Origin of the sequence: Enterobacter cloacae subsp. cloacae ATCC 13047, assembly GCF_000025565.1 — a bacterium.
GTDB classification, from domain to species: Bacteria; Pseudomonadota; Gammaproteobacteria; order Enterobacterales; family Enterobacteriaceae; genus Enterobacter; species Enterobacter cloacae.
Genome location: NC_014121.1, coordinates 1,358,566 through 1,376,476 on the forward strand (window position 1 = coordinate 1,358,566; position 17,911 = coordinate 1,376,476).

The 17,911-nt window shown below is 49.3% G+C and carries 17 protein-coding genes; 10 read left to right on the plus strand and 7 right to left on the minus strand.

The genetic code is table 11. The annotated features are described in order from the left end of the window. Nucleotides 1-21: 21 nt before the first annotated feature. The 6 genes from ECL_RS06585 to ECL_RS06610 are packed head-to-tail and all read left to right on the plus strand — an operon-like array spanning nucleotide 22 to nucleotide 8,173. Nucleotides 22-2,322, plus strand: a complete 2,301-nt coding sequence (locus tag ECL_RS06585) for a tape measure protein (protein WP_013095993.1) — start codon at nucleotides 22-24, stop codon at nucleotides 2,320-2,322. Next, the gene (locus ECL_RS06590) at nucleotides 2,322-2,819 is read left to right on the plus strand and encodes a hypothetical protein (protein WP_013095994.1); all 498 of its coding nucleotides are present in this window, start codon (nucleotides 2,322-2,324) and stop codon (nucleotides 2,817-2,819) included. Before ECL_RS06585 ends, ECL_RS06590 begins: the two co-directional genes overlap by 1 nt. Next, nucleotides 2,819-3,289 (plus strand): hypothetical protein, encoded by a 471-nt coding sequence (locus tag ECL_RS06595; protein ID WP_013095995.1) that lies wholly within the window; start codon nucleotides 2,819-2,821, stop codon nucleotides 3,287-3,289. The genes ECL_RS06590 and ECL_RS06595 overlap by 1 nt, the downstream gene beginning before the upstream one ends. A 13-nt stretch (nucleotides 3,290-3,302) precedes the next feature. Then, a complete protein-coding gene (locus tag ECL_RS06600; RefSeq protein WP_013095996.1) occupies nucleotides 3,303-3,668 on the plus strand; it encodes an NlpC/P60 family protein in 366 nt (121 codons plus the stop codon). Then, complete coding sequence (locus ECL_RS06605; protein ID WP_013095997.1) at nucleotides 3,655-6,132, plus strand: host specificity factor TipJ family phage tail protein; 2,478 nt, start codon at nucleotides 3,655-3,657, stop codon at nucleotides 6,130-6,132. The genes ECL_RS06600 and ECL_RS06605 overlap by 14 nt, the downstream gene beginning before the upstream one ends. Before the next feature lie 58 nt (nucleotides 6,133-6,190). Beyond that, nucleotides 6,191-8,173: a tail fiber/spike domain-containing protein gene (locus ECL_RS06610; RefSeq protein WP_013095998.1), complete on the plus strand. Its 1,983-nt coding sequence runs from the start codon at nucleotides 6,191-6,193 to the stop codon at nucleotides 8,171-8,173. A gap of 28 nt (nucleotides 8,174-8,201) precedes the next feature. On the opposite strand, the gene ECL_RS06615 is transcribed toward ECL_RS06610, so the two are convergent. From ECL_RS06615 to ECL_RS06625, 3 genes are read right to left on the minus strand one after another with little or no spacing between them, the layout of a single operon-like run. After that, nucleotides 8,202-9,971: a hypothetical protein gene (locus tag ECL_RS06615; protein ID WP_013095999.1), complete on the minus strand. Its 1,770-nt coding sequence runs from the start codon at nucleotides 9,969-9,971 to the stop codon at nucleotides 8,202-8,204. Then, the gene (locus ECL_RS06620) at nucleotides 9,968-10,921 is read right to left on the minus strand and encodes a glycosyltransferase family 2 protein (RefSeq protein ID WP_013096000.1); all 954 of its coding nucleotides are present in this window, start codon (nucleotides 10,919-10,921) and stop codon (nucleotides 9,968-9,970) included. The genes ECL_RS06615 and ECL_RS06620 overlap by 4 nt, the downstream gene beginning before the upstream one ends. Then, entirely contained in the window at nucleotides 10,921-11,307 is a 387-nt protein-coding gene (locus ECL_RS06625) for a GtrA family protein (RefSeq protein ID WP_044158227.1), read from the minus strand. The genes ECL_RS06620 and ECL_RS06625 overlap by 1 nt, the downstream gene beginning before the upstream one ends. Before the next feature lie 132 nt (nucleotides 11,308-11,439). Here ECL_RS06625 and ECL_RS06630 point away from each other — a divergent pair, with 132 nt between their 5' ends. From ECL_RS06630 to yedD, 3 genes are all read left to right on the plus strand, one after another. Further along, nucleotides 11,440-11,679 (plus strand): hypothetical protein, encoded by a 240-nt coding sequence (locus ECL_RS06630; protein WP_013096002.1) that lies wholly within the window; start codon nucleotides 11,440-11,442, stop codon nucleotides 11,677-11,679. Then, entirely contained in the window at nucleotides 11,679-11,999 is a 321-nt protein-coding gene (locus tag ECL_RS06635; protein WP_013096003.1) for a hypothetical protein, read from the plus strand. Before ECL_RS06630 ends, ECL_RS06635 begins: the two co-directional genes overlap by 1 nt. A gap of 232 nt (nucleotides 12,000-12,231) precedes the next feature. Beyond that, nucleotides 12,232-12,645, plus strand: coding sequence for a lipoprotein YedD (yedD, locus tag ECL_RS06640; RefSeq protein WP_013096004.1), 414 nt, complete (start codon nucleotides 12,232-12,234; stop codon nucleotides 12,643-12,645). A gap of 93 nt (nucleotides 12,646-12,738) precedes the next feature. Here yedD and amyA read toward each other — a convergent pair whose 3' ends face one another. The 4 genes from amyA to fliD are packed head-to-tail and all read right to left on the minus strand — an operon-like array spanning nucleotide 12,739 to nucleotide 16,530. After that, a complete protein-coding gene (gene amyA / locus ECL_RS06645) occupies nucleotides 12,739-14,226 on the minus strand; it encodes an alpha-amylase (protein WP_013096005.1) in 1,488 nt (495 codons plus the stop codon). Nucleotides 14,227-14,278: 52 nt separating this feature from the next. Beyond that, nucleotides 14,279-14,653 carry a flagella biosynthesis regulatory protein FliT gene (fliT, locus tag ECL_RS06650; protein WP_013096006.1) on the minus strand — a complete coding sequence of 125 codons (375 nt, stop codon included), beginning with the start codon at nucleotides 14,651-14,653 and terminating at the stop codon, nucleotides 14,279-14,281. Continuing rightward, on the minus strand, nucleotides 14,653-15,063 hold the full coding sequence (gene fliS / locus ECL_RS06655) for a flagellar export chaperone FliS (protein WP_013096007.1): 411 nt from the start codon (nucleotides 15,061-15,063) through the stop codon (nucleotides 14,653-14,655). Before fliS ends, fliT begins: the two co-directional genes overlap by 1 nt. 15 nt (nucleotides 15,064-15,078) lie before the next feature. Next, complete coding sequence (gene fliD / locus ECL_RS06660; protein WP_013096008.1) at nucleotides 15,079-16,530, minus strand: flagellar filament capping protein FliD; 1,452 nt, start codon at nucleotides 16,528-16,530, stop codon at nucleotides 15,079-15,081. A 380-nt stretch (nucleotides 16,531-16,910) separates the two neighbouring features. Here fliD and ECL_RS06665 point away from each other — a divergent pair, with 380 nt between their 5' ends. Further along, the gene (locus ECL_RS06665; protein WP_013096009.1) at nucleotides 16,911-17,747 is read left to right on the plus strand and encodes a flagellin FliC; all 837 of its coding nucleotides are present in this window, start codon (nucleotides 16,911-16,913) and stop codon (nucleotides 17,745-17,747) included. The last annotated feature ends 164 nt before the right edge of the window (nucleotides 17,748-17,911 follow it).

Consider the following 17,911-nt stretch of genomic DNA (forward strand, 5'->3'; position numbering starts at 1 on the left):
TTTTATGCCCGGAGAAAAGTGATGTCTGAAAAAGCAGGCGAGATTTATTACGACATCGAGGCCGATGTTTCTGGCTTGCTGAAGGCGCAGGGAAAGGCCAATAAGTCACTCGACTCAATCGGCAACTCTGCCACAACAGCAGCCAAAAAGATGGATGAGCTGCAGACCAATATCAACCGCGTGGCCGGGGCTATTGCAGCTTCACTCGTTGTTGACTGGGGAAAGGCATTCCTCGTAGCTGCTGACAACATGAGTCAGCTCAATGCACGCATTGAACGCCTGACAGGCAGCGCTGCGGCCGCTTCGCAGACAATGCAGAACCTGATGCGTATCAGTTCGGCAACGGGCGGTTCTCTACAGGACACCGCTAAGCTGTGGGAGACTCTCAGCACGGCGTTGCGCGATACCGGTGCGACCAACGGCCAGATCATCCAACTCACCGAAACACTTCAGAAAATAGGTCGCATTGGCGGATCATCGACAGAAGAAATGGCGAATGCTCTTCGTCAGTTCGGTCAGTCAATTTCATCCGGCACTGTCCGGGCTGAGGAATTCAACTCCATCCTTGAGCAAATGCCGGAACTGGCGCGCCAGATTGCCGCGGGGATGGGCGTAAGTATCGGTGAACTGCGTCAGCTGATGCTGGACGGAAAGTTGACGGCAGAAGACGCGCTCAACGCCATTCAGAAACAGACAGGATCGGTTAACGCTGAGTTCGAAAAGCTCCCGCGTACGCTTTCTCAGGCCAATACCGCGCTTACCAACTCATTCCTGACCATGGTTGATAATGTTAACCAGGCTACAGGCGCCAGTAACGGGATGGTTCTGGTTATCGATTCTCTTGCTGTTGCTATTGGCAGACTTACCGGCCAGGCCGCTACCGCCAGTCAGCAAATAGCAGATCTCCGATCTGAGGCCGAAATGTACGCCAGGCGAGCGAGAACATGGAGTTGGCTTGGCTTTGGTGACTGGCAGAAAGAGAACGAGGAGAAATCCGCAAAACTTACAGCTGAAGCGTGGGAGAAGGCCTCTCGCGCCGGTTGGGATGCGGTTCAGAAAACAGCAGCAAACACTAAACCTATCGAAATAAAAGCCACTGCCACTTCAGGTGGTTCTAAAGCGAATGGTGGCAAGTCTGCAGCCCAGAAAGAGGCTGAGCAATATGCCAAAGCGCAGGAGTCGATAAACGAAAAGCTGGAAGCCATGAGGCAAGAATCTGTCCTTGCAGCAGCTTCAACCAGTGAATTAACACGTGAGCAGCAACTGCTAAGGGCAGAGATGTCTCTTGGTGCCGATGCAACGGATGAACAGCGACAGAAGGCAAGAGATTACAAAGCACAGGCTTTGGATACCGCTGAAGCATTGAAAAAGCAAGCCCAGGCAGAGAGAGATAAGCAGGCTGCGCAGTCCAACTTCAGCAGCCTACAAAGCCAAGCTTCTCCTGTGGCTGGCGTTGAAAGCCAATTTCAGCAGCAGATGGAGCAACTCAACCAGTACGCAACGCTCTACCCTCAGAAAATAGCTGAGGTAGAGGCTGTAAGGGCTAGCATTGAGGAGCAATATCGCCAAAAAAGACTTGAGGCTCAGTGGCAAGAATTAAGCCAAATGAATATCGGCTTCGGCATGCTAACGAGTGCCGTGGATGCCTTTGGCGGGAATGCATCAAACGTCATAACTGGACTGATCACCGGAACGATGTCAGCGCAGGATGCTATGCGTTCACTCGGGAATACGATGCTGAACAGCGTGGTCAATGCGCTAGTCCAGGTTGGGGTTGAGGCTCTCAAAAACTTCATTATCGGTCAGACATTGGGCGCGGCTTCTACCGCTGCGTCTGTCGGCATGGCGACCACGACGGCGACTGCATGGGCTCCTGCCGCAGCGCTAGCCAGCCTGGCATCCTTTGGCGCTAACTCAGCACCTGCGATGGCTGGTATTGCATCTACCGTTGGGCTTGCTCAGGGGCTGGCTTTGGCTGGCGCCAGGTACAATGGCGGACCTGTGTCAGCAGGAAGTATGTATCAGGTCGGTGAGCGAGGGAAGCCGGAGATTTACCAGGCCAGTACCGGTAAGCAGTACATGATACCGGGCGACAACGGCAAGGTGATCAGCAATAAGGAAATGACTGCCGGAGGCGGTGGAGGGGTGATTTTGAATATCAACAATTACTCTTCCGCGTCGGTCGATGCACAGGCTACGCAGGGCAGTGACGGCACATGGACTATCGATGCATTCATAGCTGACATGAATAACGGCGGGCCAGCAAGTCAGGCCATCACCAGCAACTTGAACGTTAAGCGCACGCCAAGGGGGCAGGGCTGATGCCAATCATCGATTACCCAGACTGGCTGCCGCTGGCGCAGAAGGCCAGCAAAAACATGACTCTCGATACCGGGTTCCAGACTGACCAACCGGCGGTCGGCCCGGCTATCTTCGAGAATCAAACCGACGACCTGAAAGTGACCTGGTCGCTGACGTGGATCTTCACTCTGGCTGAGGAGCGAGCATTTCAGCAGTGGCTACGCAGCCCGAACTATCTCAACCGGGGCCTGAACTGGTTCCGGATGAATATCAATCTGGGCGGCAGTGGCCTGCAATTGCAGGAGCTTCACTTCACACAAATGCCGGTGCAAACCAGTATCGACGGCGGTGTGGTGACCTGGACGGGGACCGTTATTGCGAACCACCTCTACAACGCCGACGACGAATTTGACGACATCATTGTTGAGCTGCCGCCGCCGTGGGATTCATGGCTGGATATCGTTGTTACGGGTTATCCGGACGGTCGCGATCCGGAATCACTACCGAGGGTGCCGTAATGCCTAGCTTCAGGGAGTATAAGCAGCAGCGCCCGACGCGCGGACTGTACGACACCATCACGTTCTACCATCCAACCTTTGGCTATGTCCGCCTGGTCGACAAGCAGTTCTTCCCGAAGACGCTTGGCGGCCAGACGTACACGCCAGCGCGCTTTGAAATTGAAGAGAGCCAGCAGAGCGGCACGCCGGTGATTGACGCGACCGTGAAGTTAGGGCGGCTGTCGTCGGATATCAAAGCGCTGATGAAGCAGTGGAAGGGCGCAGCCCGGCTGACGGCCATCACGGCCACCAGGAAGATCTTCGACAGCGGCGATGTGTCGGTGCCGATAAAGTCGTGGCAGCTTTACGTCAAGACGGTGGATATCGATGCAGATGCCGCGTCGGTCACTCTCTCCGTAACCAATCCGCTGAACAACAACATCGGAAGGCTCTATGACCCAACGGAATATACCGGCCTGCAGTACCTCTGATTTCATCAGCAGGATGATCGGCGTGCCGTGGGCTAACCGGGCCTGTTCGTTCGAGAAGGTGGATTGCTGGGGATTATGCGTGCTGTATTACCGGCACGTTCTCGGCATTGAGCTGCACCAGACGCCGGACTACGAAGCCGGAGCTGACTTCTTCACCTGCTATCAGGGTGACGTCGTTTTCTGGCGCCAGGTCGATAAACCTGTCGAGGGAGGGATATTCGTAGGGTACCGCGGCGCGCAGCCAGCTCACGTTGGGTTGGTGGTTAACAGGCAGGCGTTGCACTCGCGCGGCGAGAACGGAAGCGTGCGCATGGACTCGTTGCTGGTCATTCAGCGGGCATTCACCAAAGTGGAGTTTTTTGAATATGGCGCTGGTTGAGATATCGAACTTTCCAGGAACGCCTAAGCTGCGTTGCAGGGTGCCAAACGGCACCCTTTTTTATGACTGGCTGGCGGCCAATGACGCTACTTTCCACCGCGACCTGCTGATCGTCCGCAATGGCGTGAAGTTGGGCGACGATGACGAGCTGTCGTTTGAGCTTAGCGAACTGGACCACATCCAGATATTCGACCAGCCGAAGGGCATTGTCGGCGACATTCTGAGCCCGATCTTTAAAGTGGTGGGCCAGGTGTTTTCGTTCCTGGCGCCGAAGCCAGCTATCGCAAACAACGGCGGAAATACCGTCGACTCACCAAACAATAGTCTGACCGGTCAGACAAACACCGCGCGTGTGTATAAGGCCAAGCCAGACATATACGGCCAGATTCGTTCGTTCCCGGATCTGATTCAGGAGTCAGTATTCGAATACGTGCACCAGACGTCCACCGACGGCGGCCTGAAGTACGTCACGGAATGGATGTGCATCGGGATCGGCAAATACGATTACGAGTCTGTGCGCTACTCAGAATCAAGCCTCGGCTCACTGGCTGGTGCCGAATTCCAGTTCTTCCAGCCAGGCGAAGTTATTCCGCAGATCGTTGAGGGCTACGGGTTCGATGACGTCGACGGGCAGGAAGTACCAGGGCAGAACGAAGCGGGTGATTTTCCGATAGAGACGGCGACGGCAAATACCGTCGTCAGCGGAACGTATTCCGGCGGCCAGATAGCGATGAAAATCGTGAAACAAGCTGAGTTTGACTATTTTATGGGCTTGGTTCTGCCGCACGCTGTGACCTTCACCATCAACGTGACATACAGCACTGCATCAGGCAGCGTTACTACCGATGCGACATTCTCCGGAACCCTGATCTCCGCCGTTGAAACGAACGACGGCGCTGTGGTTAACCCGGTGCGCTGGTACACGTTTACGATGAGCGACCTGCAGGGACCGCAGGACATACCTGCGACAGCGACCATCAACACCACGAAGTTCATTCTCAATGACAACGAGGCTCTGATCGTCGGACCGTTCTTCTCCCCGGTTGAGTCAACTCAGCTTTGGCTGCATACACAGTCCAGCCTGGGCGGAAATAAGGAAACTAACTGGAAGGTCGTCCTCTGGAAAATCGACGACGATTACAACCAGGTGCCAGGTACGCAGCAGACTTTCACATACCGGCAGACGACCCCGCATGATTCCACAAGTGAGGTGTTCTACCGCACTGACAAAATCACACCTTCCGGGGGATTCGGAAAGTACGCGGTCAGCTTCCAGCGCACAGATAACTCCAGTGATGCAAGCCTGTTGAAGGTCGAAGAGATCCACAGCATCAATATCAGGACAAACGTCGTTCACCCGACCGACACGCTGGTACGTGTGAAGGTGAGGGCGACAGAGAACGCCCTTGGCAGCCGAGAGCGTAAATATAACGCTCTGGTGACGCGGCACACCATCACGTACGACCTGGACACGCAGACGGTGGATTACACGCTGCGTCCGTCGCGCTTGTTCGCTGATGCAGTGGCGCACACCTGGCTCATCATGGGTGAGCAGCCGGTAAGCAGCATTGACCTGTACGGCCTGTACTCGATTGCTGAAAGCCTGCCTGATGAGCGCCTGGGTTACTTCGACTACACGTTTGATGACGAGAACGACTCGCTGGGCGACCGCGTGCAGGCGATCTGCAATGCGGCGTCGGTTGTGGCGTACTGGGATGACGGCGTGCTGACGTTTACCCGTGACCAGAAAGTGGATTACCCGGCTGCAGTATTCAACCGGGCCAACATGAAGACGGACGAGTACAAAATAACGTACGAGTCCACGCTGCCAGGCGGTTATGACGGCGTGCAGGTGTCATACGTCCACCCGACAACAAACAACAAGACGTACATCAACTACCGCGTGGTGAACGGCGCTATCGTCGAGCAGGAAGCTGAGAACCCGAACAAGCTGGAGATCGTCGGCTTCCGTAATGAGTATCAGGCCCGGGAGCGAGCTCTGCGCGAAACCAAGCGCCTGATCTACTCCAGGGTGAAGATGAATGCCAAAGTGTTCGAAGACGGCATTATCCAGGTTGGCAGCGTCATTCAGATGCCGGACATCTACGACAGCAACCAGCAGCAGGGTTACATAACAGGCCGCACCGGGAATGACTTTGATACCAGCGAACCGATCACCTTTTCCGGGGATATGTTTGTCTTGGTAACCGACAGTCTTGGCAATCCCACTCTGCGTTATCCAGCCACCGCCCGTAGCGACACGAAGTACGGCTTCACCGCGGCTATCCCCAACATTCAGCTCAACATATGGAACGGAGACACTGTGCAGCTCCCGTCGCGCTATCTCATTGCGACAGTGGAGGAGCTGGACAGTCAGCTATGGACGGTCAACAGCATCAAACCGAACACAGATAACACGGTATCTCTGACCGTCGCGGAATACAGCGACGCCATCTACCAATAAGAACCGTCCCCGACCAACCTAACCCGGCCACCGCGCCGGGTTTTTTTATGGAATCAATATGGCTACGCAACCTACCAATTTGCCTGTCCCAAGTGAATCCCCTCGCGATCTGAAGTTTAACGCGGGAAAAATTGACGAGTTCGTTACCTCATTGGTTAACACCTATGTTGACCGGTTTGGTAACGAGCATTACACCATCGAGGGGCTGCGCTGGCTGGCTCAACAGGCTATTGCTCAGTATGGATGGATCCTCATTGACTCCTTCCAGGACGGCGCTAATATCACCCTGCCAAACCAGGCGCTACGTGACGAAGATACCGGCGAATATTATCGTTGGGACGGCGCGCTGCCGAAGCATGTGGATGCCGGCTCTACGCCATCATCTTCCGGCGGGGTTGGCGTAGGCGCGTGGGTAGGTATTGGTGATGCGAGCCTGCGAGCAATGCTAGCTACATCTGCGGGCGCGGGAATGATCGGCGCGCTGGACTCAGATGGAAATGCAACGACTGTTCAGAATGCAATCGGCCATTATCGCGCCTATACCGTTAAAGAGCGACTTGATGAAGAGATAAGTATCGCATCAATCCCAGGGGTTGACTCCACCGGCACAGAAGACTCAACAGCAGCACTTCAAAACTTTTTTGATTCTCTAAGTGATGGGAGTGAGGTATACGTGCCAGCTGGAACGTACAAAATTAGCGGACTTATCATATCAAATAATTCATTAAAAATACGTGGGGCATATAGATACGCCTACGGACAAAGTACGACTAAATTAAAAGCTAGCGCTCCAAATATCACCTTAATGAAATTTACCGGAAATGGATGCAGGGTAGAAGGCTTACTTTTTGAAGGCTATGAAGCGGCAGTTGCCAATGAGTTTGGTAAAGGCACAACTTGCAAAGGGGTAAATTTTGAGCCTTCTACAGGTACGCTTGCAGATATTGATTCATTTGTAGATGATTGTATTTTCTGGTATTTGCAAACAGGAGCAGAAGGTCATGGCAGAAATTTAACTGTCACAAATACAATGTTTACGTTCTGCCGTTTCGGAGTTGATCTTTATGGCGTGCCAAATCAACAATTTCGCGGTCATATCATTAATCATAATCGCTTTCATTCTTGTGGAGGTGTCGAAGCATCTTCTGAACCAACACTTCTTAACTCTGTATGCATTAGATTAACAACTACCAATACCAATAATGTTGATAATTATGCGGGAAACGTATCCATTATGAATAATGTTGTTGATGGTGGCAGTTATCAATTTTTCAAAGGACCATTTCACCGCGGCAGCATTATGAGTGCTAACAGTATGTTCCGTATCGGTGGCTCAGGTGCAATTGTTATAGACATAGATAACACCTCAACAGCTGGCAACACTAGCTCTGACGGTGTAATTATTTCAGACAACAGTTTGGGTGGATTTGACCTTCCTGTTTATCAGAATGGGATACAATACTGTCCTGATATGGGCATCCGATTAACACAGGTACGAGGCGCTATCCTTTCTGAAAACCTTATTAACAAGGCATGGAAAGATGGGATCAAGTTGGTTAGCAGTTCTGAAGTAATTATCACGGGTGTAGTCAAGGACCCGAGTTCAATTGCAAACCAATCGACTTCAACCCTTTATAGTTCAGTTGATATCGACGCTAATTGCGCTAACGTGCTGATCCCTCACTTAATGACGCGAACAACCGTTTATAACGGAAACCAATTGGCCGCCTATGTCAAAACCGCATGCGCATCAACGGTTATTGGAGACCTTTACGGAAGCGCAAGCTATACTCCATCAGGCCCAGTGATTGAAACAGGTAGTGGTTATGCTGTTGGCGATGTTTCTGCTGTCTCATCGAAAACAAAGATAACAGCGATAACCGGCCTTATTAGTGGGTCAAACTACCCAGCAGGAAACTACAAGCCAGGTGATGTTTGCAAGTATCTGAACCCAGCAACTACAGGATATAAAGAAGCTGTATGTACTGTTGGCGGTAATGGTTCAGCGGTGACATGGAAAAATTCAGGTGCGCTAGTATAAAAAAAGGGGGAGATATCTCCCCCTTTTTTTAACATTTATGGTAATGGTATTTTTGATTAATGTAACTTGTGATAGTGATTATACCTGATACATCATAAAAACTACACGCCTCAGAATAATCAATAGAGTTTACGAGCCTTGAGTCATCATTATAGTTTGCAAATCCGTAAGCCCTCTCATTACCAATAACTCCGCGTATTATCTGGATGCCAGTTGAAGCATAAATGTTCATTGTATAAAAATTATTTCTCCTTTTGTCATTGCTTTTTGTGAATTCGTGCTGAATCACATTCTTAGGAATAAAAATAGCAAGACTAGAGTTTTTTATATGATTATCATTTCTCACATTTTCAATATATTTTATAAGGCTTGATAGATTTCCATTGGAAATATCACTGGCCTCTTTGATTTTTTCGTTTTTTATGTATTTAATCTTATTCTCTATTCTCTTGAAAGACGCCTCAGGGAAGGAGAGTAAGGGTTGATATACAAAAAAAGACATAAATGAAAGTGTCATCAATGAGAACGCAAAGCCAATATTATTGTAATCTGTCGGTATTGCACGCGGAATGTAGGATAAAGCTATTATGAAAATTAGTACGGAAGTGGCGTAAACCCCCTGGAAGAAATAAAATTTATCACTCCAACTAAATGACTTCATCATGATAGATAATGCGCAGATAAGCAGGAATGTAGCAGTTATGCCAAATAAAACTCTCAGGGTGGATCTATTTTTTTTGGTGTAAAATATAACACCTATAAGTAAAATTATAACTGGGGTGGCAGATGCATACTTTATTCCAGATGTAAAGATTAAATCGTATATGCCAGTTAAATTTAGGCCATCTAAAGAAGTCGCTGAATCTATTCCGTATGAGTAATTTATAAATTTCTGATATGCAAAGATAAATATTATCAAAAAGACCGCACTTACATACATGCGCGCCTTGCAATAGTCCCTAAAAAATGAAATAGAGAATACTATCATTATGTAAGTCAATCCTGTAGATATCTTGCCAAGACACAGCAAAATTGATAGGAATGATAATGATATGTATTCCTTTATGGTTGGATTTTCTGCTTGGCAGACAAACTTATATGTAAATATGGATGTAATTATTAATAATATGCTAGGCATCCATAGCGCGTGAGATACAACAGAATGCCAGGAAGATATTATCAACGGAGAGGCAACTAAAAATAATGCACATATTCTGAACTTGCCTGCTGTTATGCTTTGACACAAGACGAGGCACAAACAGACAAATAATGATGCTTTTGTTAAGCTTGTCAATCCATAACTATTATATGGGTCAAGTCCTGAAACAACCAGCAAGGCAGCATCAAAATAATGAGTGAGGACATGATAAGCAGTCAGTCTATGGCCATCAAGGCCAACGCTTGGATATCCAAATGTAATTATACTTTGTATGATTGATACATTAAAAGATGTATCTTGATGCCATCTGTTATTTGAATCAACATCAAATACTGGAGAAAAGCTAAAGTATTGCGATATATAGGAATCATACATGCTTAGGGAAATAAATAAGCATAAAACACCTAAAGCAATCGGCAAGATTGAATCACCTAGCTTATCTACAAATTTTAATGATTCTTTGTTTAAAAATACATAAATTGCGCAAACAAAAGAGAATGCTAGTATATTGTAAATCAATATTCCTTTAGTTGGCAAAGCAAAAGCTGAAACCTCAAATATCGTAGTAGCCAAAAAGCATGACAAAATTGACATTACCTGCATAGAGGGCATGCTTTTACTATATGCTAATAACTTCATTTCTCGCCCCATGACTTTTCATCAATAAAGTATTTTGGACGCCCCTTGCTTTCCATGTATATTTTACCTATATACTCTCCAATCACACCAAGACAAAGCATTTGCACGCCGCCAATAAAAAGGACAGCCAGGATAACTGATGCCCATCCGCTTACTGTGTGCCCCATAAAATACTGAACAAGTGTATATACTATCCCAAGAGAAGAGAGCATAGATATCACAAATCCCATGGCGGTAACCATGCGAAGCGGAGTAACAGAAAAAGACGTAATCCCCTCAAGAGCTAAGGCGAGCATCTTTCTTAGGGGATATTTAGATTCACCAGCAGCGCGCTCGCTCCTTGAGTAATACACTTTTTCACTAGGGAAGCCAATGAGAGGAATGAGACCTCTGATATAAAGATTTTGTTCTCTATACTGCAATAAAGCATCAAGAGCACGCTTGCTCAAAAGTCTAAAGTCCGCATGATTTTCAACCTGACTAACACCAAGCTTAGTCATAACTTTATAGAAAGTCTCGGCCGTGAATTTTTTGAAGAAACTATCTGAAGCCCTATCATTACGAACTCCATACACTATGTCATGTCCAGACAGATATGAATCAACCATTTTTTCGATAACTGATGTATCATCCTGCAAATCAGCATCAATACTCACTGTTATATCAGAGTTAATGCAAGAAGATAGACCTGCCATCAATGCAGTCTGATGGCCTTTATTGCGAGAAAGTTTCACCCCTTTTACTTTATAGTTCTTATTAGACTCCTCTTTTATCAGACTCCATGTTAAGTCTTTGCTCCCGTCATCAACAAACACAATATGGCTATTTGCATCTATTTTTCCTTTGTCTACCATACTATTTAATACTGATGATAGCTCATTTAGGCATAAGGTGAATACTTCCTGCTCATTATAGCAAGGCACAACTATTGAAAGAACTGGAGCTTTCATTATTTCATAACCCATAATTTATTAATAATAAAGCCAGAGACTGTGTAGAAAAACATCCCTGTCAACTGAACAAAATATACGTTCTCAGCACCAGAAAGCATGGCGATATTCATAGTAAATAAATTTATAGCATAACAAACGCCACAGCATGTTAAAAATTTCAGAAGCTTTGTTGCTGAAGGCTTGGATGAAAACGTAAATACCGTATTTAGTATAAAACTGAACAATACACCTACTACATAACCAGCAAAATTGGAGAAGTAAAGACCGACACCAGCGGCAGTAAGCGTGATGATAACGACTGCGGTCACCGCAGTGTTCATTCCCCCCACAAGACAGTAACGCAACGCTTGGTTACGGTAAATGGAAGCAAGATTGATACTCATGAGCCGATCATCTTTAACATTATAAAAATCAGTCAATTCGGAAAGGTCTGAAGTTTAGCACCACATCGAAACTTGATCGACCCTCATATTTAACGATACTGTATATGTATACAGCTATTTTGTGAGGTAATCATGCCGCGCACAGCAGACATAAAGACCGCCTTTATTGCGGCAATACAGCTAAACCCAAAGGGGTACCAGTACCTTCGGACCGAGAGCTTCATCGAGAAGCTGCGTGAGTACAACTGGCACTTTACCCGGTCAGATGCCAATGCATGGATAAAACGTTACCAGCAAGACTTTGTGGATAAGACAACAGACCACAGCGATAACCGATACTGGATCCTGCGTAACATGGGGAGGGTACAATAATGGGCTTTCCTTCACCGGCGTCAGATTACGTTGAGCAACAGCTCTCACCTGTTGTGCTGTGTAACATTGGAGCGGATAGCAGAGTGCTTGAGACAGATATTGGCTTTGCGGTTATCGAGCCGTGCGTGAAAACCTGCGAAGGGGATGTCCTCCTGATTCTGAGCGATGGACGCACGCAGTTTGCAAAGCTGATGGGTAAAGCGCTCATTACGGATGATGGGGAGGCAATAGAAGGAGCTGCGCTTGCAGATGTGGAGGTGCTTGGAGTGGCGACGTTCTTCATCAACCGAGTAAGGGAAGATGACTCCCCGGTGATGTGATGGGGCATGGATGGGACATAAAACAGCACTCGCTCTAAGGTGAACTTAGACGACTGATGTTTTCGACAACTGCAACCATTTGTTATTTGGAGCGCTCTTGGACGATCTTTGTCGATTATGAAAAATATATGCTCATGTGATGGGGATGCAGGTCTAAGACCTGGACGATCTTCGCTGGCAGCCTTAGCGCTTTAATGCCACAATATTTTTTTCTTCGAATGCAGGAAAGATGATGAAAAAAATAGCAATTGCTGGCGCGCTGCTGGCACTCACCGGGTGCGTACAGGTAGATAGCTACAAGGATGTGATTAAACATCCTGTTCCGGCACATCTGGCGGGATACTGGCAGTCAAAAGGGCCGCAGAGCAAAATGGTTAGCCCGGAGGCGATTGCCACGCTGGTGGTGACGGAGGAGGGCGATACGCTGGACTGCCGTCAATGGCAGCGCGTGATTGCCGTGCCGGGTAAAATCATGCTGCGTTCAGACAGCTATTACAACGTGACCAGCAAGCTGGATATCTACCCGCTGGAGCGTGATGGCTCGGTGCTGGAGTATGATGGCATGGAGCTGCAGAAGGTCGATCGCCCAACGGTGGAGTGTGCCGATTACCTGAGCAAAAATCCGCTGGAAAGTAAGCTACCGTAGCTGTTAGTTGCCGGGTGGCGCTGACGCTTACCCGGCCTACGGGACGGGGCTTTTGTAGGCCGGGTAAGGCGAAGCCGCCACCCGGCATTGTTTCTACAATGCATCCTCAATTACCCACACGCTCACGCTTCCGCCTTTGCAGGTAAATGTCCCTTCGCCATCCGCTGCGGTGGTGACCGTTTCTTCACGATTGCCGAGAAAATCACGCCAGGTTTTGTTCCCGTAGTTTTCCCCAAGGCAGATTACCTTCTCGCCATCATCCCCATTGGACATCACCACCACGCAACCGGGATCCTCTTCCGTGCCACTGCGGCTGAATGCGATGCAGTTAGGGTGGTCAAAAAACAGCGTCTGCACGCCGTGGGCAAAGCGCTGACGGGCGAGGATCAGCTCGTGCAGTTGCTCAATCACCGGCATATCAATGTGGTAAGTTTCACCGTCTCCCCCGGTATCGTCATAGCTGGCGCCAAAGAGATCGGGATAAAACACGCTCGGCACGCCATTTTCCCGCAGCAGGATCAGCGCGTAAGCCAGCGGTTTAAACCAGGCTTCCACCGGGGCTTCAAGCGCCTGCAACGGCTGGGTGTCATGGTTGGCAACCAGCGTCACCGCATGGAACGGATCGGCCTCCACCAGCGTGCCGGTGAAAATCTGGCTCATGTCGTAGTCCCGCCCCTGACGCGAGGCCTCGTGGAATTTCATCTGCAGGGGGGCATCAAACAGCATCGTTTTACCCTCGACCTGATTAATATACGCCTGCAGCTTATCCACCTCGTGCGACCAGTATTCCGCGACGATAAACAGCGGCTGCGTCGCCACTTCCTGAACGTGTTCAATCCACTCCTTATAGAACCAGGCGGGGATGTGTTTGACCGCATCCAGGCGGAATCCGTCGCAGCCGGTTTGTTCCATGACCCAGCGCGCCCAGTACTTGATCTCCTCCGTCACGGCATGGTTACGGAAATCGATATTTTCGCCCATCAGATAGTCGAAATTACCCATTTCGTCATCGACCTGATCGTTCCAGCCTTCGCCGGTGTAGTCATTGACGATTTTGAAGATGCCATCCTCATCGGGGTTTTCGATGTGGTCGATGCCGCTAAAGCATTTGTAATCCCAGACGAACTGCGAATACTGTCCGGCGCGGGCAGGGAAGGTGTAGCGGGTCCAGGCTTCGCACTCGATGATCTCATCATCGATTTGCGTGCGGTCCTGTTCGTTCACACGCTGAACGCGAACGTGCTCTTTCTCATCGGCGCCCATTTTGTGGTTAACCACCACATCCAGCAGCACCGCGATGTTATTGCTTTTGAGCGCATCAATGGCTTCCAGAAGCTGGGCTTTATCACCGTATTTGGTGGCAACACTGTCTTTCTGGTCAAACTCGCCGAGATCAAACAGATCGTAAGAGTCATACCCGACCGAGTAACCGCCCGATGCGCCTTTATAGGCTGGCGGCAGCCAGATCATATTGATGCCGATTTCGTTAAGATTGGGGGCTAATGCTGTGACCTCTCGCCACAATTCACCGCCTGCAGGGTAATACCAGTGAAAGCATTGTAACAGGGTGGGGTTTTTCATCGTCCGTGCTCCAGAAGCCGTTTGGCTGACTTCTGGAGTATGGATGAAGAAATCATAATTGTGTGTCGCGGGTCAAACTTTCTGGATAAAGAATATTCCCTGACAGCTTTCCATAGGTTGATGTGATGGATTGCTGTTTACCGGTTTGATCAATGAGGCTGCGCAGTTCGTCCATGCGTGTGGCAAGCAGCATTTTGAGCTCGGTCTCGTTTTGCAGAACCTTCTCGAGTAGAAAACGTGCCTGCTCAATCTGGGACGGATGTGCCTCCGAAATAGGGTTTTTGGAGATATTCTCTACCAGTTGAACATAAGATATCTCAAGGGTAATGAGCTCGTCCCAGAGACCGGAACGAGCATGTTTTAACATGGTAAGGCTGAGGTTATAGAGGGCCTGCCAGTTATCAAGAGCGGACGCTGGATTATTCATCAATAGATATCCTGAGAAGAAGGACCATTGGGACCAATTTGTTTCCACGCATCCGCAATGTTATTGAGCAGCGCTTCGACCTCTACAATCGCCTCCACGTCGTTACGCAGATTTGAATGCAACAAACGTCTGACCATGTACTCGTACAGCGCGGCAAGGTTGCCCGGCAGTTCACTGTCGATCTCCATATTCAGACCGGCTTTTAACCCGTTATCGATAATATTGATCGCCTTCGATAAGGCTTCGCCTTTTTCGGTGATTTTACCTTCGTCCAGGAAAAGACGGGCGCGGACAAGGGCACTCAGTGCCCCGTCAAACAGCATTACGACAAGTTGATGCGGACTGGCACTCAGCACCGCGCTTTCCAGCCCGACCTGCTGATAAGCTCGGGCGCCATTTTGTGCATACATATACGTTCCTTACGACTAAGAACTGAACTGCTGTTTCAGGTAGGTGGCCGTGTTATTCAGTTTACTCATCATGGTATCAAGACTGTTGAACTGTGCTTTATAACGGGCCATCGTGGCTTCGATGCTCGCTTCCATTGCGTCGTAGCGCTTATCCAGGGTTTTCAACGTGCTGTTGATACCGTCAGTCGCGCTTTTGATGATCCCTTCTTTACCGGTGGTCGTGCTCAGCATGGCGGTCAGGGTATTGCCCATCTGCGTGGCCAGACCGGTTGTTTTGCCATCGCCAATAAAGTAGGCCTGCACCGCTTCCGGGCTGTCGGTGAGCGCTTTTGTCAGTTTGGCATCGTCGATTTTCAGGTTACCCATTGAGCCGTCAGCGCCCACGGTAGGATCCTGGGTGATACCGAGCTGGGCCATGATCGCGTAGGAGCCAGACTGGACCACGGTCAACATATCGCGCAGCTGTGACTGTACAGAACGCACGGTGTTGTCACCCAGCAGCGCACCGTTGCTGGCGGACTGATCGGCACCGGCTTCCACTTTCACATACTTGGTGATGCTGGCGATGGTCGACTGCAGGGAGTTGTATGCGGTAACCCAATCCGTGACGGCTTTTTTGGTGGCATCGGTAGAGCGGGTAACATCTAAATTTTCGCTCTTGGTGCTTTCTGCCTTCAGGGTGAGGGTTACGCCCGGCAGCGCGTCATTAATTGTGTTGGTCGAACGCTCAATGTCGATGTCGTTGATGGTAACCAACGCATTTTGTGACGCGGTTTGCTGATTCATCGCGCCGGTATTCGTGGATGAGTCGTAGCTGATAATGCCTTTTAAGGTGTCGTCACCGGTCACCGTCACCGTCATGTCATTGGCCGTGCCGGTGGTTTTCGAGGACAGCATCAGGGTGTACTCGTTGTCCTTCGACTTCACTACCGTTGCCGTGACGTTGCCGTTAGCCTTGTTAATCGCGCTGGCAATACCGTTCAGGCTGGTGTCGCCGTCAGCAAGATCGACGGTCAGCGGTTTGGTGGTGCCTGGCTGGCTGATGGTGATGGTACGCGTGGTACCGGTAGTCGCTCCCAGCTGCGCGGTGGCACTGGTCTGGACGGCAGAGGTTAATACCTGAGCTTTCGCCAGCGATTTAACCTGTACGCTATAGGAACCAACCGCTGCACCGGCCGTGGTGGTGGCGCTGAAGGCGGTGTTGGTCGAGCCAATAGACGCCGCGTTCCAGGTGTCCGTTTTTCCCAGGGCTGCAGTGGCGGTATTCAGCGACGTCATTGCACTTTGCAGCTTACTGAACGCACTCAGCTGGGCATTATAGGACGTCTGCTGATTGGTGATGGTGTTCAGCTTGGTTTTTTCAGCCGTTTCGAGATTGTTATACAGTGTTGCCAGATCCAGACCTGAACCTACGCCCAGACTCGTAATAGTCGCGCCTGAAGAGAGAGTGATTGAGCTACTCGCCATTTTTTTATTTCCTTTAGCCAATGGTAGTTTCAGGTAGTTATCGGCGACTTATGCAGATAGTTTACGTTTCAGGTAAAAAAATTATCGGCTGAATAGCGCTCAACCTTACGGCCATATAGCACTATTGGCGCGTGAGAGACATATATAAAAGAAAAACCTGGGAAGAATAAAATGTGAAAACGTTTCCTGAAAAATAGCGTTTCTGATGGCGTTCTGAATAGATTTTAATAACTATAAATTCATTAAAATCAATGTGTTAATAATTTTTTGACGAAATTTCTAAAGTCTTATTCAGACCCGTCGATAACTTTCATGACGGTGAGAGACGCCGTGAGTGTTAAGGCACCGACCCTAGAAACCATTTTTGAAGGAATTAAATTATGGCAGTTATCAATACTAACCTGTTGTCCCTGACCACTCAGAACAACCTGAACAAATCTCAGTCTTCTCTGGGCACTGCTATCGAGCGTCTGTCCTCTGGTCTGCGTATCAACAGCGCGAAAGATGACGCTGCTGGCCAGGCGATTGCTAACCGCATGACCTCCCAGGTTAAAGGTATGACCCAGGCGGCGCGTAACGCCAACGACGGTATCTCCCTGGTTCAGACTGCTGAAGGTAACCTGAACGAAATCAACACCAACTTACAGCGTATTCGTGAGCTGTCTGTTCAGGCTGCTACCGACACTAACGGTTCTTCTGACCTGACTTCTATCAACACTGAAATCAAACAGCGTCTGGCTGAAATCGACCGTATCGCGGGCGCAGCTAACTTCAACGGTAAGAAACTGCTGGACGGTTCCGTATCTACCGCGCTGAAAATTCAGGTTGGTGCAGGTACTTCTTCTAACGACACCATCTCCATCGACAGCAACGCGCTGATCAACGCCACCTCTGGTACCCTGAGCGCTGGCCTGAGCACTGCTATCTCTGATAACGCCTCTGCACAGGCTGTTATCTCTGCTGCTGACGCTGCAATCGCGAAAATCGATACCGCGCGTTCTAACATGGGTGCGATTCAGAACCGTTTCGAATCTACCATCAACAACCTGAACAACTCTATCAACAACCTGTCTGCTGCTCAGTCCCGTATCCAGGACGCTGACTACGCTACCGAAGTTTCCAACATGTCTCGCGCGCAGATCCTGCAGCAGGCTGGTACTTCTGTACTGTCTCAGGCAAACCAGGTTCCACAGGCAATGCTGTCTCTGCTGCGTTAATCGCCGCGCCTGTTTCACAAAAGGTTGCTGGAAACAGCAACCTTTTTTTTTGCCCGTCAGACAATCTCCGAAATAAGCCATTATTCCCGGGGGTGTTCCTTCCATTATCCCGGATATTCCCTTGTACGATGGGTAAGAATCGCAATCTTACTAAGAGAATCGGG

Bases quoted from the DNA above. Each gene is read 5' to 3' on its own strand.
- ECL_RS06585 (WP_013095993.1), top strand. From the start codon at position 22: ATGTCTGAAAAAGCAGGCGAGATTTATTACGACATCGAGGCCGATGTT.
- ECL_RS06590 (WP_013095994.1), top strand. From the start codon at position 2,322: ATGCCAATCATCGATTACCCAGACTGGCTGCCGCTGGCGCAGAAGGCC.
- ECL_RS06595 (WP_013095995.1), top strand. From the start codon at position 2,819: ATGCCTAGCTTCAGGGAGTATAAGCAGCAGCGCCCGACGCGCGGACTG.
- ECL_RS06600 (WP_013095996.1), top strand. From the start codon at position 3,303: ATGATCGGCGTGCCGTGGGCTAACCGGGCCTGTTCGTTCGAGAAGGTG.
- ECL_RS06605 (WP_013095997.1), top strand. From the start codon at position 3,655: ATGGCGCTGGTTGAGATATCGAACTTTCCAGGAACGCCTAAGCTGCGT.
- ECL_RS06610 (WP_013095998.1), top strand. From the start codon at position 6,191: ATGGCTACGCAACCTACCAATTTGCCTGTCCCAAGTGAATCCCCTCGC.
- ECL_RS06615 (WP_013095999.1), bottom strand. From the start codon at position 9,971: ATGAAGTTATTAGCATATAGTAAAAGCATGCCCTCTATGCAGGTAATG.
- ECL_RS06620 (WP_013096000.1), bottom strand. From the start codon at position 10,921: ATGAAAGCTCCAGTTCTTTCAATAGTTGTGCCTTGCTATAATGAGCAG.
- ECL_RS06625 (WP_044158227.1), bottom strand. From the start codon at position 11,307: ATGAGTATCAATCTTGCTTCCATTTACCGTAACCAAGCGTTGCGTTAC.
- ECL_RS06630 (WP_013096002.1), top strand. From the start codon at position 11,440: ATGCCGCGCACAGCAGACATAAAGACCGCCTTTATTGCGGCAATACAG.
- ECL_RS06635 (WP_013096003.1), top strand. From the start codon at position 11,679: ATGGGCTTTCCTTCACCGGCGTCAGATTACGTTGAGCAACAGCTCTCA.
- yedD (WP_013096004.1), top strand. From the start codon at position 12,232: ATGAAAAAAATAGCAATTGCTGGCGCGCTGCTGGCACTCACCGGGTGC.
- amyA (WP_013096005.1), bottom strand. From the start codon at position 14,226: ATGAAAAACCCCACCCTGTTACAATGCTTTCACTGGTATTACCCTGCA.
- fliT (WP_013096006.1), bottom strand. From the start codon at position 14,653: ATGAATAATCCAGCGTCCGCTCTTGATAACTGGCAGGCCCTCTATAAC.
- fliS (WP_013096007.1), bottom strand. From the start codon at position 15,063: ATGTATGCACAAAATGGCGCCCGAGCTTATCAGCAGGTCGGGCTGGAA.
- fliD (WP_013096008.1), bottom strand. From the start codon at position 16,530: ATGGCGAGTAGCTCAATCACTCTCTCTTCAGGCGCGACTATTACGAGT.
- ECL_RS06665 (WP_013096009.1), top strand. From the start codon at position 16,911: ATGGCAGTTATCAATACTAACCTGTTGTCCCTGACCACTCAGAACAAC.